Source organism: Streptomyces sp. NPDC001663, from assembly GCF_042893105.1.
In the GTDB taxonomy this organism is placed as follows: domain Bacteria; phylum Actinomycetota; class Actinomycetes; order Streptomycetales; family Streptomycetaceae; genus Streptomyces.
The window spans coordinates 58747-70546 of record NZ_JBIAUR010000001.1; the positions used below are offsets into that span (position 1 = coordinate 58747).

Below are 11800 nucleotides of genomic sequence, written 5' to 3' on the forward strand. Positions count from 1 at the left end.
CACTCCCGGCCCCGCCCGTCCGCACGTTGTCGGCGAACGCTTGTTGCTGCCTGGCAGGCGCTACCGCTTCGCCACCTTCCGAGTCGCCCGCAGCCACTCCTTGTTCATGCTCGTGATCGACACCAGCGGAATGCCCTTGGGGCAGGCGGTGGCGCACTCCCCCGTCAACGTGCAGCCCCCGAACCCCTCGTCGTCCATCTGCGCCACCATGTCCAGCACCCGCGTCTCACGCTCGGGCGCCCCCTGCGGCAGCACGTTCAGATGGTTGACCTTGGCGGACGTGAACAACATCGCCGCCCCGTTGGGACACGCCGCCACACACGCCCCGCACCCGATGCACTCGGCGTGCTCGAAGGCGAAGTCCGCATCCGGCTTCGGCACCGGCGTCGCATGCGCCTCCGGCGCGGCCCCGGTCGGCGCGGTGATGTACCCGCCGGCCTGGATGATCCGGTCGAAGGCCGACCGGTCCACCACCAGATCCTTGATCACCGGGAACGCGGACGCCCTCCACGGCTCGATGTCGATCGTGTCGCCGTCCTTGAAGGACCGCATGTGCAACTGACAGGTGGTGGTCCGCTCCGGCCCGTGCGCATCCCCGTTGATCACGAGCGAACACGCACCGCAGATGCCCTCGCGGCAGTCGTGGTCGAAGGCCACCGGGTCCTCACCGCGCAGGATGAGTTCCTCGTTGAGCGTGTCGAGCATCTCCAGGAACGACATGTCGGAGGAGATGCCGTCCACCTCGTACGTGGACATGGCGCCTTCGGCGTCGGCGTTCTTCTGCCGCCAGACGCGCAGGGTGAGCTTCATGCGTAGCTCCGCTGAGTGGGGTGGACGTACTCGAAGACCAGGTCTTCCTTGTGCAGGGTCGGAGCCTCGCCGGTGCCGGTGAACTCCCAGGCGGCCGCATAGGCGAACTCGTCGTCCCGGCGGGCCGCTTCGCCGTCCGGCGTCTGCGACTCCTCGCGGAAGTGGCCGCCGCAGGACTCACTGCGGTGCAGCGCGTCGAGGCACATGAGCTCGGCGAGCTCCAGGTAGTCGACGACGCGATTCGCCTTCTCCAGCGACTGGTTGAACTCCTCGCCGGTGCCGGGCACCTTGATGCGCCGCCAGAACTCCTCGCGGATCTGCGGGATCCGCTCAAGTGCCTTGCGCAGACCCGCATCCGTACGGGCCATCCCGCAGAACTCCCACATGAGTTCGCCGACTTCGCGGTGGAAGGAGTCGGGGGTGCGGTCGCCGTCGACGGACAGCAGCAGGTTGAGCCGGTCCTCCGTCTCCGCCAACACCTCCTGTACGACGGGGTGTTCGGTGGTGACGGCCTGGTGGTGCGGGTTGCGGGCGAGGTAGTCGTTGATGGTCGCCGGCAGCACGAAGTAGCCGTCGGCCAGCCCCTGCATGAGCGCGGACGCACCCAGCCGGTTCGCCCCGTGGTCCGAGAAGTTGGCCTCACCGATCGCGAACAGGCCAGGGATGGTGGTCTGCAGGTCGTAGTCGACCCACAGCCCGCCCATCGTGTAGTGCACGGCGGGGTAGATCCGCATCGGCACCTCGTACGGATCCTCGTCGGTGATCCGCTGGTACATGTCGAAGAGGTTGCCGTACTTGGCCTCGACGGCCTTGCGGCCCATGCGCTTGATGGCGTCCGCGAAGTCCAGGTAGACGCCCTGACCACCCGGCCCGACGCCCCTGCCCTCGTCGCAGACGTTCTTCGCGGCGCGGGAGGCGATGTCGCGCGGGACCAGGTTGCCGAAGGACGGGTAGATGCGCTCCAGGTAGTAGTCGCGCTCGTCCTCGGGGATCTTGTTCGGCGGCCGGTCGTCGCCCCTGGCCTTCGGCACCCAGATCCGGCCGTCGTTGCGCAGCGACTCGCTCATCAGCGTCAGCTTGGACTGGTGGTCGCCGGTGCGCGGGATGCAGGTCGGATGGATCTGTGTGAAGCAGGGGTTGGCGAAGTAGGCGCCGCGCCGGTGGGCCCGCCAGATGGCGGTGGCGTTGGAGTTCATGGCATTCGTCGACAGGTAGAAGACGTTGCCGTAACCGCCACTTGCCAGTACGACGGCGTCCGCGAAGTAGGTGTCGATCTTGCCGGTGATGAGATCACGCGCCACGATCCCGCGCGCCCGCCCGTCGACGACGATCAGGTCGAGCATCTCGGTCCGCGGGTGCATCTCGATGTTGCCCGCGGCGATCTGCCTGCTGAGCGCCTGGTACGCGCCGAGCAGAAGCTGCTGACCCGTCTGCCCGCGGGCGTAGAAGGTCCGCGACACCTGTACGCCGCCGAAGGAACGGGTGTCGAGCAGGCCGCCGTACTCCCGCGCGAACGGCACGCCCTGCGCCACGCACTGGTCGATGATCTCCACCGAGATCTGCGCCAGCCGGTGGACGTTGGACTCGCGCGCCCTGAAGTCGCCGCCCTTGACGGTGTCGTAGAAGAGGCGGTGGATGGAGTCGCCGTCGTTGCGGTAGTTCTTGGCCGCGTTGATGCCACCCTGCGCGGCGATGGAGTGGGCGCGGCGCGGGGAGTCCTGGTAGCAGAACTGGACGACGTGGTAGCCCTGTTCGGCGAGCGTGGCACCCGCGGAGCCGCCCGCCAGCCCCGTGCCCACCACGATCACCGTGTGCTTGCGCCGGTTGGCAGGGTTGACCAGCTTGGCCTCGAAACGGCGCTTGTCCCAGCGCTCGTTGACGGGACCGGACGGGGCCTTGTCGTCGGCGAGGGGCTCGCCGGTGTTGTAGTCCACGAAGTCGGTCATGTTCAGCTCACCACTCCGGTCATGACGCCCACGGGGACGGCGATGAAGCCGGCCGTGAGCAGCAGTGCGAGGACGTTGGCGACGGTCTTCAGGGCGCGGTCGCGGGCGCGGCTGCCGACGCCGAGGGTCTGCGCGGCGCTCCAGAAGCCGTGCCGGACGTGCAGGCCGAGCGCGAGCATCGCGACGATGTAGATGACGTTGCCGTACCAGGTGGAGAAGGTGTCCACGACGTTCTGGTACGGGTGGCCCTCCTGGAAACCGCCCGAGTGCACGGTGCCGGTCGTCAGGTCGAGGATGTGCCACACGATGAACAGACCGAGGATGATCCCGCCCCAGCGCATGGTGCGCGTCGCGTAGCTGGCCCGCGGCCTCTTGTGCACGTACTTGCTGGGCCGCGCCCTGATGTCGCGGCGGCTGAGCTGGTAGGCGGACGTGGCGTGGGCGACGACCGCGACCACGAGCACCACCCGGATCAGCCAGAGCGTCCACTCGTAGTGCATGAACGGCTCGCCGATGGTGCGCAGCCAGTGGGCGTAGTGGTTGAACTCGCCCGCCCCGAAGAAGATCTTCAGGTTGCCGATCATGTGGACGACCAGGTACAGCAGCATGATCACACCGCTGACGGCCATCACCGTCTTCTTGCCGACGGTGCTGTCCCACACGGTGCGCGCCATGGACGGCCGTCGGTCCGTCCGCGTTGCCAGAGCCATGACTCAAGACGCTAGGGCCGAACGGCCCCATCGGTCCAAGACATGGTCCGGCTTGATTCCATAGGAAGCGGCTATCGTACGAGGATGCAGTTCCAGCAGCTCCAGTACTTCGTGGCGGTCGCCGAGACCCGGCACTTCACCCGGGCCGCCGACCTGGTCCATGTCGCGCAGCCGTCGCTGTCCCAGCAGATCAAGGCACTGGAGCGGGAGCTGGGGGCCGATCTGTTCCTGCGGGCGCGCGGCAACATCACGCTGACCGACGCGGGCGAGGCGCTGCTGCCGCTGGCCCGCCGCATCCTGGCGGACGCGGACACGGCGCGGCACGAGGTGCAGGAGCTGGTGCAGCTGCGCAGTGGCCGGGTGCGGCTGGGCGCGACGCCGAGCCTGTGCACGGGTCTGCTGCCGGATGTGCTGCGCGCCTTCCACGACCGCTATCCCGGCATCCGGCTGCTGATCGAGGAGGGCGGCTCGCACGATCTCGTACGCGAACTCGCCCGCGGCGCCCTCGACTTGGCGCTCGTCGTGCTGCCGCTGCCCTCGCCCTCCCCCGCGCTGACGACGGTGGAGCTGCTGCGCGAGGACCTGGTGGTGGTGTCGTCACCGGAGTCGCCGGCGCCCGCCGGACCGGGCCGGCGCACCGTACGCATCGCCGACCTGGAGAGCGCACCCATGGTGATGTTCCGGCACGGCTACGACCTGCGCGAACTGACCGTGGCCGCGTGCCGCGCCGAGGGCTTCGAGCCCGACTTCGCGGTGGAGGGCGGCGAGATGGACGCGGTGCTGGGGTTCGTACGGGCCGGGCTCGGCGTGGCCGTCGTACCGCGCATGGTCGCGGCACGGTCCGGCCGCGGACTCCGGGTCACCCCGCTCGCCCGGCCCGGACTGCACCGCACCATCGCACTGGCGCACCGCAGCGACGTGGCACCGCCGCGGGCGGCGCGCGAGCTCCAGCGGATGCTGCTGGAGCGGTGAGCCGGGCCGGGGCCTAGTCCGTCCCCGGCGGCACGGGGGTGCCCTGGTGGTAGTACATGCGCCAGCCCGTCTCCTCGTCGCGCTTGCGCCACAGGGAGCTGCGGCGGGCCCGGCGGCCGTCGAAGACGGTCTCGAACGTGAGGTGCACCAGACCGGGCGCGAGCAGGACACCCGTGATCTCCGACGGCTGGTAGACCGGACCGTCCACGGAACTGCCGGGCTTGTCGGGCAGCCCGGCGACCGTCTCCTCGTACGTGTACCGCCGCCCCGAGGCGCCGACCTCCACGAACTCGGGGTCGAACAGCCGGGCGCCCTCGGCGGAGGAGCGGACGGCGGGGTCCAGGAGTCGCAGTTCGCCGGCGATCGCCGCGTTCACGTCGTCGTTTTCGTGGTTCACACGGGCATCCTTGCGCGTGAACCCAGTGCGTCGGCAAGCGAGTTGTGCCTTGGCGGGGGCAGAGGTGTCGGCCAGGTATCGGTTCGACCGCGACTGCGGCGGCGGACAGCGGTTGGGACTTGGCGGGCGCCCGGACGGAAGGCGGGGGTGTATGCACCCGGACCGGGCGGGGTCGACACAGCCAGGCTGGAGTCGGGGTGAGGCCGGGCGGGACGTGGCGCTGCGGGGCTGCCGGGGAATGGCCGCAGGCCTCGCGTGGTCCAGCCGGGTCGGTGATCACAACGGTTCGGATCGGGGTGGAGCCGGGCCGGGCCGTCCGCGAGGGGCTGCCGCCGAGGCCGGCCGGTCGTCCGGTTCCTTCGCCAGCAGCGCGAGGATCAACTCGTCCCAGCTGCACGGCAGTTCGGGGCGCAGTCGGCTCGGCGGCAGCGGCGGCTCGTTCAAGTGCGCACCGGGACGGGCTCGATCGTGGGCCCGGCATTCCCATCGGCGACCAGGTCGGCCTCGGGCCTCGCCCGGAACGCGGTCCGCCATTCGCGTTGATCGTATGGAGATGTGCCGAACTCCTACGACGAACCTGGCCTGGGGCTGCGCGCACCGTGAGACTGACAGCCGGCCGCGGCGGCCTGTCCGAGCAGCGCGCCAGGCGCCGAACCCCACTGGCCGATCGACGATCGAGGAGTTCAGATGCGCCTGTGCAAGCGAGCTGTCGCCACCGTGTTCGTGGCCACCACCGCGCTTATCGCCCTCGCTCCCCAGGCCATGGCCGCCCCCATGCCCTGGGAGACCAGCAAGACGCCCGTGATCACCACCCACCACGTCACCTCCACAGCGGCCAGCGCGAGCGGCACGGTCTCCGCACAGTGCGGGGCCCCCTGCTACGAGTAGGCGGCCACCGCGCGGACCTGATGACCATGGGGCAACCGCAGTGACCTCAACAACTGTCACGAAAGAAGAGGGGTTGACTTGCGTCCAAGCATCCGACGGACCGCAAAAAGAACGACCGCGGTCGTAGCCACGCTCGTGGCTGCCGCAGGATTGACTCTGACAGGCGCGCCCAGCGCGGCTGCCGCCGATCGGGCGTCGTTCGACCTCACAGTCGGCGCGACCTACTTTCGCGGCACGATCGACTTCTACAACCGGTCGGTCAGCGTCGACGGCGTACTCCGAGGCCTGAGCACCGGATGCCGCCGGGGAGCGGCATGGGCGAACGACGCCTCCGGAAAAGTCCTGGACCACAGGAGTACGAGCCTCGTGTGCAACGGGGCCGTTTCTCGACAGATCCCACTCACGGCGGACGTGGCGGGTGGAGCCGCGCTGGTCGAGGTCGACCTCCTTGACGCCGAGGGACGCCCCATCGCCTACTGCTTCGCCGTCCGCGGAGACGAGTACTGCGAGTAGTCGACGGAGGATCCAGCCACGCGGCGTGCGAGGTGCTTCTCTTGACCGCTGCCCGCCCCGGAGGCTTGTCAGAGCGATGTGCCACGCTCTGGGCGTGACCTACGACCTGGCTGTCTGGGAAGGCGAGCGGCCGGCGGACGACAAGACCGCCGGCCGAGTCTTCACCGACCTCTACGACCGCTACATCGATGGGCAGCTGGAACACCCTCCGACCGAGAAGATCGCTGCTTACGTGGCCACGCTTCTTGAACGCTGGTGTGACATCGCCGAGGACGAGGACGACACCTCTCCTTGGGCAACCGGCCCGTTGATCGACGAAGCCAGTGGCCCGCTCATCTACTTCGCGATGCGCTGGAGCATGGCCGAGGAAGCATCCGCCTATGCGGCAGCCGTGGCGGAGTCGATGGGCCTGGTCTGCTTCGACGTACAGCAGGACGGGCTCAGGCCTTGAACTGCGTGCTGTCGTACCTCAGTTATGAGAGCTCGTTAAGTCCGTTTCCGATATTCCACGTGCTGGTTGTCGAGGAGTCCTTGGTGGACGGGTCGTCCCAGGCGTGAGCGGGTGACGTTGATCGAGGGCTCGCTGGTGGGCAGGCCGAGGTACTCGTGCAGATCCACGGACGCGGAACACCTTCTCGGGGTGAGGCGCCCCGCCCCCAGGGCATCTCGCCGTCGGCTCGCCCCTCACGGTAGCGGGCGGACTTCGCCGTCGTGGGCGAGGATCTTGGCATCCACCTCGAACTCGGCGGACATGAACTGCCGCGGTGGACGAGAGCGGGGGCGAGGAACCCGTCGGCCATGGAAGAGGACGGTGCCGTGCAGGGCGGAGTCGCTGCCGGGCGCGGTCACGCCTCTACAGTTGCTGTGTCATACGTCGACCTGCTCGAAGATGTGCGGGTACGACACGATGTCGTCGGGGAACTCGGCAGCCATGCGCTGGAACTCCGGGCTGCCGAACGCCGTGGCGAGAGCCTCGGTCGACTCCCAGACCGCGACGTTCATCAGAAGTTGACTGTCCGCCGTTCCCTTGTGCATCTGCAAGGAGACGAATCCCGGCTGAGCCTTCATGAACTCCGCCTGCCTCCGAAAGAGGGTCAGGAACGCTTCAGTCCTCTCCTTCGGAACGAAGAAGGTGTTGGCCAGGACGATGGGTCCGGTCTTCTCCTTGAACTGCGCGAACATCGGCGTAATCGGGTCCAGGCTCTGCAGCTTGGCCATCATCGGTACTTCCTCTCGCTATCGGTAGTCCCACGGCACCGAGGCGGCCGACCACCGCCGTACTGGGTCCGGCGACGCTCACGACGCTCGCTTGTCCGTGGGGGTACTGCTTTCTGAGGACCGTTCCATCGTCGCGGCGTAAGCGGGCCGTGAAGTCAGCCGCAGTTCCTGGTCCGACGGGCGACTTCGGTCGGGCCGCGCGAAGCCGTGTCATACGTGGGGATGACACCGGACCCTGGGGGGGCGCGGGCTCTGATGCACCCTCAGAGGACGTCAAGTCCGTTTCTGGTAGCGGTCTCGTCCGGGTTGAGCGAGGAAGCCTTGACGGGTGAGGCGTCCGAGGCGCTGCTGCCCGAGCACGCCGAGGCGATGCTCACCCTCGCTGCCATCACCCCGCATGACCCGTCCTCACGCGACAACAGCCCGTCATGCCCCACCTGCAGCTCGGCACCCCGGTGGTGCGGTGCCGGGACAACCCGAACGTGCAACTGGTCCAGGAACCGGCCGACTTCGCCGATGCACCAAACGGCCGTCTCATCGAACGACCCGAAGCCTTCTGAGCCTCAACTCACCCACACGTCTTGCCAATTACTCATCCGGCGGCGCCGAAATGACCTTTAGGGTGGGGCAATGGCCCGCCCCATTCGCCACTCCAGCACCAGGATCGTTCTCACTGGTCGGTGTGGAGGAGGGGTAACGCTCAGTTGCCAACCGTCCCGCCGATGGAGGCTGACACTGCATGCACGAGCACAAGACCTTCGTCGAACTCATGTGTGCACGGGCGGCCGAGCACGGTGACCGGACCGCCCTGATCTTCAGCGTGGACCCACTCCGCGCCGAGGCCGACGAGACCCTGACGTACGGGGAACTCGACCAGGCCGCCCGCCGGGTCGCCGCGCTGTTGCAGGAACGGTTCGCCGTCGGCGACCGCCTGCTGGTGCTGCATCCCTCCGGGCCGGGGTTCGCGCAGTCCCTCCTGGGTTGCATGTACGCGGGCATGGTCCCGGTGCCCGCGCCGCCGCCCGACGGCCATCAGCGGCGGCAGGGCGACCGGCTCGCCGCGATCGCCCGGGACGCGGGAGTGGCCGGAGCCCTGGCCGAGGGCACTGACCTCGAGGCGCTTGCGTCCTGGGCCAAGGAGCAGGACCTCCGGGGCCTGACCGTGCTCGCACCCCACTCCGCCAGAGACGAGTTGCCCGCGGCGAGCCGGTGGCGGCCTCCTCCAGCAGACCCGCACGCCCTGGCCTTCCTTCAGTACACCTCGGGGTCCACCGCCGACCCCAAGGGCGTCATGGTCGACCATGCCAACCTGCTGGCCAACGCCGAGATCCTCGTCGCGATTTCCGGTATGAGCGCCGACCGCCCGGTGGGCGGCTGGCTTCCGCTGTACCACGACTTCGGGCTGATCGGGCTGCTGCTCACGCCGCTCGTCCTGGGCGGTCGCAGCGTGCTGATGCCGCCGACGGCATTCCTCAAGCGCCCGCACACATGGTTGACGCTGATCGACCGGCACGGCATCGACTTCTCTCCCGCTCCGAACTTCGCCTACGACCTGTGCCTGAAGCGGATCACCGACGAGGAGCTGGCCCGGCTGGACCTCTCGCGCTGGCGGTGCGCGGTGAACGGCGCCGAGCCCGTCCAGGCCGCCACCGTCGAGGCGTTCACCCGACGGTTCGCCGCCGCCGGGCTGCGCCCCGAGGCGATGCTCCCCGGCTACGGGATGGCCGAGACGACCCTGGTCGTCTCCGGCGACCGGCCTGCCCGCCGCGCCGTGATCACCGAGGTGGACGCCGCCGCGTTCGAGCGCGGCGAGCTGCTGCCCCCGGCCCCCGGCGCGACCGTGCACCGCATCGTCAGCAGCGGCCCCGCCGAGCACCTCGACGTCCGGATCATCGACGCCGACGGGGGTCGGACGCTGCCGGACGGCCGGGTAGGCGAGATCTGGGTGCGCGGCCCGAACGTGGCCCGGGGCTACTGGGGACGGTCCGCGGAGACCCGGCGCGTCTTCGACGCCGTCACGCCCGACGGGGAGAGCGGCTTCCTGCGCACCGGGGACTTGGGGATCCTGCACGAGGGCGAGCTGTACGTCACGGGCCGCAGCAAGGAGCTGATCATCGTCCGCGGCCGCAACCTCTACCCGCAGGACCTGGAGGCGGCGACGCGGGAGGCGCACCCGGCTCTGGAAGGCGGCGTCGGGGCGGCCTTCTCGGTCCCGGTGCCCGAGGAGGAGGTCGTGGTCGTCCGCGAGTGCCGGGCCCCCCGGGCAGCGCCGGACGAGCTGGCCCGCGTCGCCGCGAGTGTCCGCGACCGCCTCACCCGGGATGTCGGGGTGCCCGCCCAGAACGTCGTGCTCGTGCCTCCCGGCACGGTGGCGCGGACGACCAGCGGCAAGATCCAGCGTCGGCTGCTGCGCCGGCGGTTCCTCGGCGGCGAGCTTGAGATCCTGCACGCGGAACTGTCGTCGGCCGTGCGCGCCCGGCTGGGCGACGCGGCGGGCGGTGACGCCTCGTGACGGTGACCGACATACCGATCGACACCGGCCGGGTCGACCTCGCCGGCTTCGACCGGGCGCTCGGCGATCCCGCCGACCCCTCCGCGCCCCTCTCCTACGCCCGCAGCGCCGAGCTGGACCGCGCCGAGCAGTTCCCCGCCGACATCTGCCGGGAGCTCGACCGGATGGGGCTGCCGCGCCTGTACGTGCCTGCCGAGTTCGGCGGGGCGCTGACCCGCTACGACGAGCTCGTCGCGGCACTGCGGGCGGTGGCGCGCCGCGACCTGACCGTCGCGATCGGGCACGGCAAGACATTCCTCGGCGGCGGCTGCATGTGGCTGGCGGGCCGCCCGGAGCAGGCGCGCGAGCTCGGCGCCGACATCATCGCCGGGGCGCCGGTGTCATGGGGCCTGACCGAGCGTGGCCACGGCAGTGACCTGCTCGCCGGCGAGACGACCGCCACGCCGGAACCCGGCGGCTTCCGCGTGCACGGCGAGAAATGGCTGATCAACAACGCCACCCGCGGCACGCTGCTCTGCCTTCTCGTGCGCACCCGGCCGGAGGGCGGGCCGCGCGGCTTCAGCCTGCTGCTGGCCGACAAACGGCGGCTCCCGGCGGACCGCTGGCGGCCGCTGCCCAAGGTGCCCACGCACGGCATCCGGGGCGCCGACATCAGCGGAATCGCGCTGGACGACTGCCCGTTCCCGGCCGACGCGCTGATCGGCGAGGAGGGCGCCGGGCTGGAGATCGTGCTCAAGGCGTTGCAGCTCACCCGGACCGCCTGTACGGCCCTGTCGCTCGGCGCCGCCGACCAGGCGGTGCGGCTGGCCGAGGAGTTCGCCGCGCAGCGCGAGCTCTACGGCCGTCGGCTGATCGAGTTGCCGCACGTACGCCGCGTGCTCGGAGAGGCGTACGCGGCGCTCCACGCCGCCGAGATCGTGAGCGTGCTGGCGGCCCGCAGCGTGCACACCCTGCCGGAGGAGATGGCCGTCATCTCAGCGGTGGCCAAGTCGTACGTCCCCACCCGCGTCGACGAGCTGGTCGCCGCCTGCGGCGAGCTGCTGGGCGCCCGCGCGTTCCTCACCGAGGTCCACGAGCACGGCGCGTTCCAGAAGCTGGAGCGCGACCACCGGGTGGTCGGCATCTTCGACGGCAGCACCTTCGTCAACCAGCACGTCCTGATCAACCACTTCCCGGTGCTGGCCCGCGGGCATCAGCAGGGCATCGCCGACGAGGAGGCCGTCGCCCGCGCCGCCGACCTGTCGGCACCGCCACCCCCGGCCCGGCTCGACCGGCTGACCCTGCTGGCGCGCGGCGGGTGCAGCCTCACGCAGAGCCTGCACACCGCGAGCGGTCAACTGCGTGCGCTGGCGTCCGCAGGAGAGGCGCCCGCACATGTGGCCGAGCTCGCCGAGGAGCTCACCGACAGCTGCGACCGGCTCCACCGCGAGCTGGAGCTGAGCCCGCCCGCCTCCCAGGACGTGCCGCCGGAGGCCTTCGCGTTGGCGCGCCGCTACGAGCAGTGCTTCGCGGGTGCGGCCGCTCTGAGGGTGTGGCTGCACAACCGCACGCCCGGCGAGGACCCGCTGTGGCTGGAGGCGGTCCTCACCTACGTGCTGCGGTCGGTGCGTCCGCCGGGACGGCCGACCGACGGCGAGGTGTTCGACCGGCTCTTCGACGCTCGTACGGCCGGTCGTCCCGCCGCTCCTCCGACCTCGGTGGTCACCTCGTGATCGACAAGACGGGGTCGTGGGGGGCCCCCCCCCGCCGCCCCCCCCCCCCCCCCCCCCCCCCCCCCCCCCCCCCCCCACACCCCCCCCCCCCCCCCCGGGCCCCCCCCCCGGCCCCCCCACAC

13 protein-coding genes are annotated in these 11800 nt (G+C 70.2%); 6 read left to right on the top strand and 7 right to left on the bottom strand.

All coding sequences use genetic code 11. From position 1 onward, the window contains the following. Nucleotides 1-60: 60 nt before the first annotated feature. The 3 genes from ACFY1L_RS00305 to ACFY1L_RS00315 are packed head-to-tail and all read right to left on the bottom strand — an operon-like array spanning nt 61 to nt 3430. Entirely contained in the window at nt 61-810 is a 750-nt protein-coding gene (locus ACFY1L_RS00305; RefSeq protein ID WP_388815810.1) for a succinate dehydrogenase/fumarate reductase iron-sulfur subunit, read from the bottom strand. Then, nucleotides 807-2756 carry a fumarate reductase/succinate dehydrogenase flavoprotein subunit gene (locus ACFY1L_RS00310; RefSeq protein ID WP_388815813.1) on the bottom strand — a complete coding sequence of 650 codons (1950 nt, stop codon included), beginning with the start codon at nt 2754-2756 and terminating at the stop codon, nt 807-809. Before ACFY1L_RS00310 ends, ACFY1L_RS00305 begins: the two co-directional genes overlap by 4 nt. Nucleotides 2757-2758: 2 nt before the next feature. After that, nucleotides 2759-3430, bottom strand: a complete 672-nt coding sequence (locus ACFY1L_RS00315; RefSeq protein ID WP_361276313.1) for a succinate dehydrogenase — start codon at nt 3428-3430, stop codon at nt 2759-2761. Between the two features lie 120 nt (nt 3431-3550). On the opposite strand from ACFY1L_RS00315, the gene ACFY1L_RS00320 reads away from it, so the two are divergent. Further along, nucleotides 3551-4438 (top strand): LysR family transcriptional regulator, encoded by an 888-nt coding sequence (locus ACFY1L_RS00320; RefSeq protein WP_388815816.1) that lies wholly within the window; start codon nt 3551-3553, stop codon nt 4436-4438. Between the two features lie 13 nt (nt 4439-4451). On the opposite strand, the gene ACFY1L_RS00325 is transcribed toward ACFY1L_RS00320, so the two are convergent. Then, nucleotides 4452-4835, bottom strand: a complete 384-nt coding sequence (locus ACFY1L_RS00325; protein WP_388815819.1) for a DUF4440 domain-containing protein — start codon at nt 4833-4835, stop codon at nt 4452-4454. A 276-nt stretch (nt 4836-5111) separates the two neighbouring features. Further along, nucleotides 5112-5279: a hypothetical protein gene (locus tag ACFY1L_RS00330; protein WP_388815822.1), complete on the bottom strand. Its 168-nt coding sequence runs from the start codon at nt 5277-5279 to the stop codon at nt 5112-5114. Between the two features lie 243 nt (nt 5280-5522). Here ACFY1L_RS00330 and ACFY1L_RS00335 point away from each other — a divergent pair, with 243 nt between their 5' ends. Then, a complete protein-coding gene (locus ACFY1L_RS00335; protein ID WP_388815825.1) occupies nt 5523-5723 on the top strand; it encodes a hypothetical protein in 201 nt (66 codons plus the stop codon). A 607-nt stretch (nt 5724-6330) separates the two neighbouring features. Next, the gene (locus ACFY1L_RS00340) at nt 6331-6687 is read left to right on the top strand and encodes a hypothetical protein (RefSeq protein ID WP_388815828.1); all 357 of its coding nucleotides are present in this window, start codon (nt 6331-6333) and stop codon (nt 6685-6687) included. A 233-nt stretch (nt 6688-6920) separates the two neighbouring features. Here the strand turns inward: ACFY1L_RS00340 and ACFY1L_RS00345 are convergent, their stop codons facing one another. Together ACFY1L_RS00345 and ACFY1L_RS00350 are read right to left on the bottom strand one after the other, a co-directional pair. After that, nucleotides 6921-7085 (bottom strand): hypothetical protein, encoded by a 165-nt coding sequence (locus ACFY1L_RS00345; RefSeq protein ID WP_388815831.1) that lies wholly within the window; start codon nt 7083-7085, stop codon nt 6921-6923. 18 nt (nt 7086-7103) lie between these two features. After that, on the bottom strand, nt 7104-7454 hold the full coding sequence (locus ACFY1L_RS00350; RefSeq protein ID WP_190174938.1) for an antibiotic biosynthesis monooxygenase: 351 nt from the start codon (nt 7452-7454) through the stop codon (nt 7104-7106). 428 nt (nt 7455-7882) lie between these two features. Between ACFY1L_RS00350 and ACFY1L_RS00355 the strand changes: the two genes are divergently transcribed. The 3 genes from ACFY1L_RS00355 (at nt 7883) to ACFY1L_RS00365 (ending at nt 11678) form a co-directional block, all read left to right on the top strand. Continuing rightward, the gene (locus ACFY1L_RS00355) at nt 7883-8014 is read left to right on the top strand and encodes a hypothetical protein (RefSeq protein ID WP_388815834.1); all 132 of its coding nucleotides are present in this window, start codon (nt 7883-7885) and stop codon (nt 8012-8014) included. Nucleotides 8015-8193: 179 nt separating this feature from the next. After that, a complete protein-coding gene (locus ACFY1L_RS00360) occupies nt 8194-9966 on the top strand; it encodes a fatty acyl-AMP ligase (protein WP_388815837.1) in 1773 nt (590 codons plus the stop codon). Further along, the gene (locus tag ACFY1L_RS00365) at nt 9963-11678 is read left to right on the top strand and encodes an acyl-CoA dehydrogenase family protein (RefSeq protein ID WP_388815840.1); all 1716 of its coding nucleotides are present in this window, start codon (nt 9963-9965) and stop codon (nt 11676-11678) included. The genes ACFY1L_RS00360 and ACFY1L_RS00365 overlap by 4 nt, the downstream gene beginning before the upstream one ends. Nucleotides 11679-11800 lie beyond the last annotated feature (122 nt).

Bases quoted from the DNA above. Each gene is read 5' to 3' on its own strand.
- ACFY1L_RS00305 (WP_388815810.1), bottom strand. From the start codon at position 810: ATGAAGCTCACCCTGCGCGTCTGGCGGCAGAAGAACGCCGACGCCGAA.
- ACFY1L_RS00310 (WP_388815813.1), bottom strand. From the start codon at position 2,756: ATGACCGACTTCGTGGACTACAACACCGGCGAGCCCCTCGCCGACGAC.
- ACFY1L_RS00315 (WP_361276313.1), bottom strand. From the start codon at position 3,430: ATGGCGCGCACCGTGTGGGACAGCACCGTCGGCAAGAAGACGGTGATG.
- ACFY1L_RS00320 (WP_388815816.1), top strand. From the start codon at position 3,551: ATGCAGTTCCAGCAGCTCCAGTACTTCGTGGCGGTCGCCGAGACCCGG.
- ACFY1L_RS00335 (WP_388815825.1), top strand. From the start codon at position 5,523: ATGCGCCTGTGCAAGCGAGCTGTCGCCACCGTGTTCGTGGCCACCACC.
- ACFY1L_RS00350 (WP_190174938.1), bottom strand. From the start codon at position 7,454: ATGGCCAAGCTGCAGAGCCTGGACCCGATTACGCCGATGTTCGCGCAG.
- ACFY1L_RS00355 (WP_388815834.1), top strand. From the start codon at position 7,883: ATGCCCCACCTGCAGCTCGGCACCCCGGTGGTGCGGTGCCGGGACAAC.
- ACFY1L_RS00360 (WP_388815837.1), top strand. From the start codon at position 8,194: ATGCACGAGCACAAGACCTTCGTCGAACTCATGTGTGCACGGGCGGCC.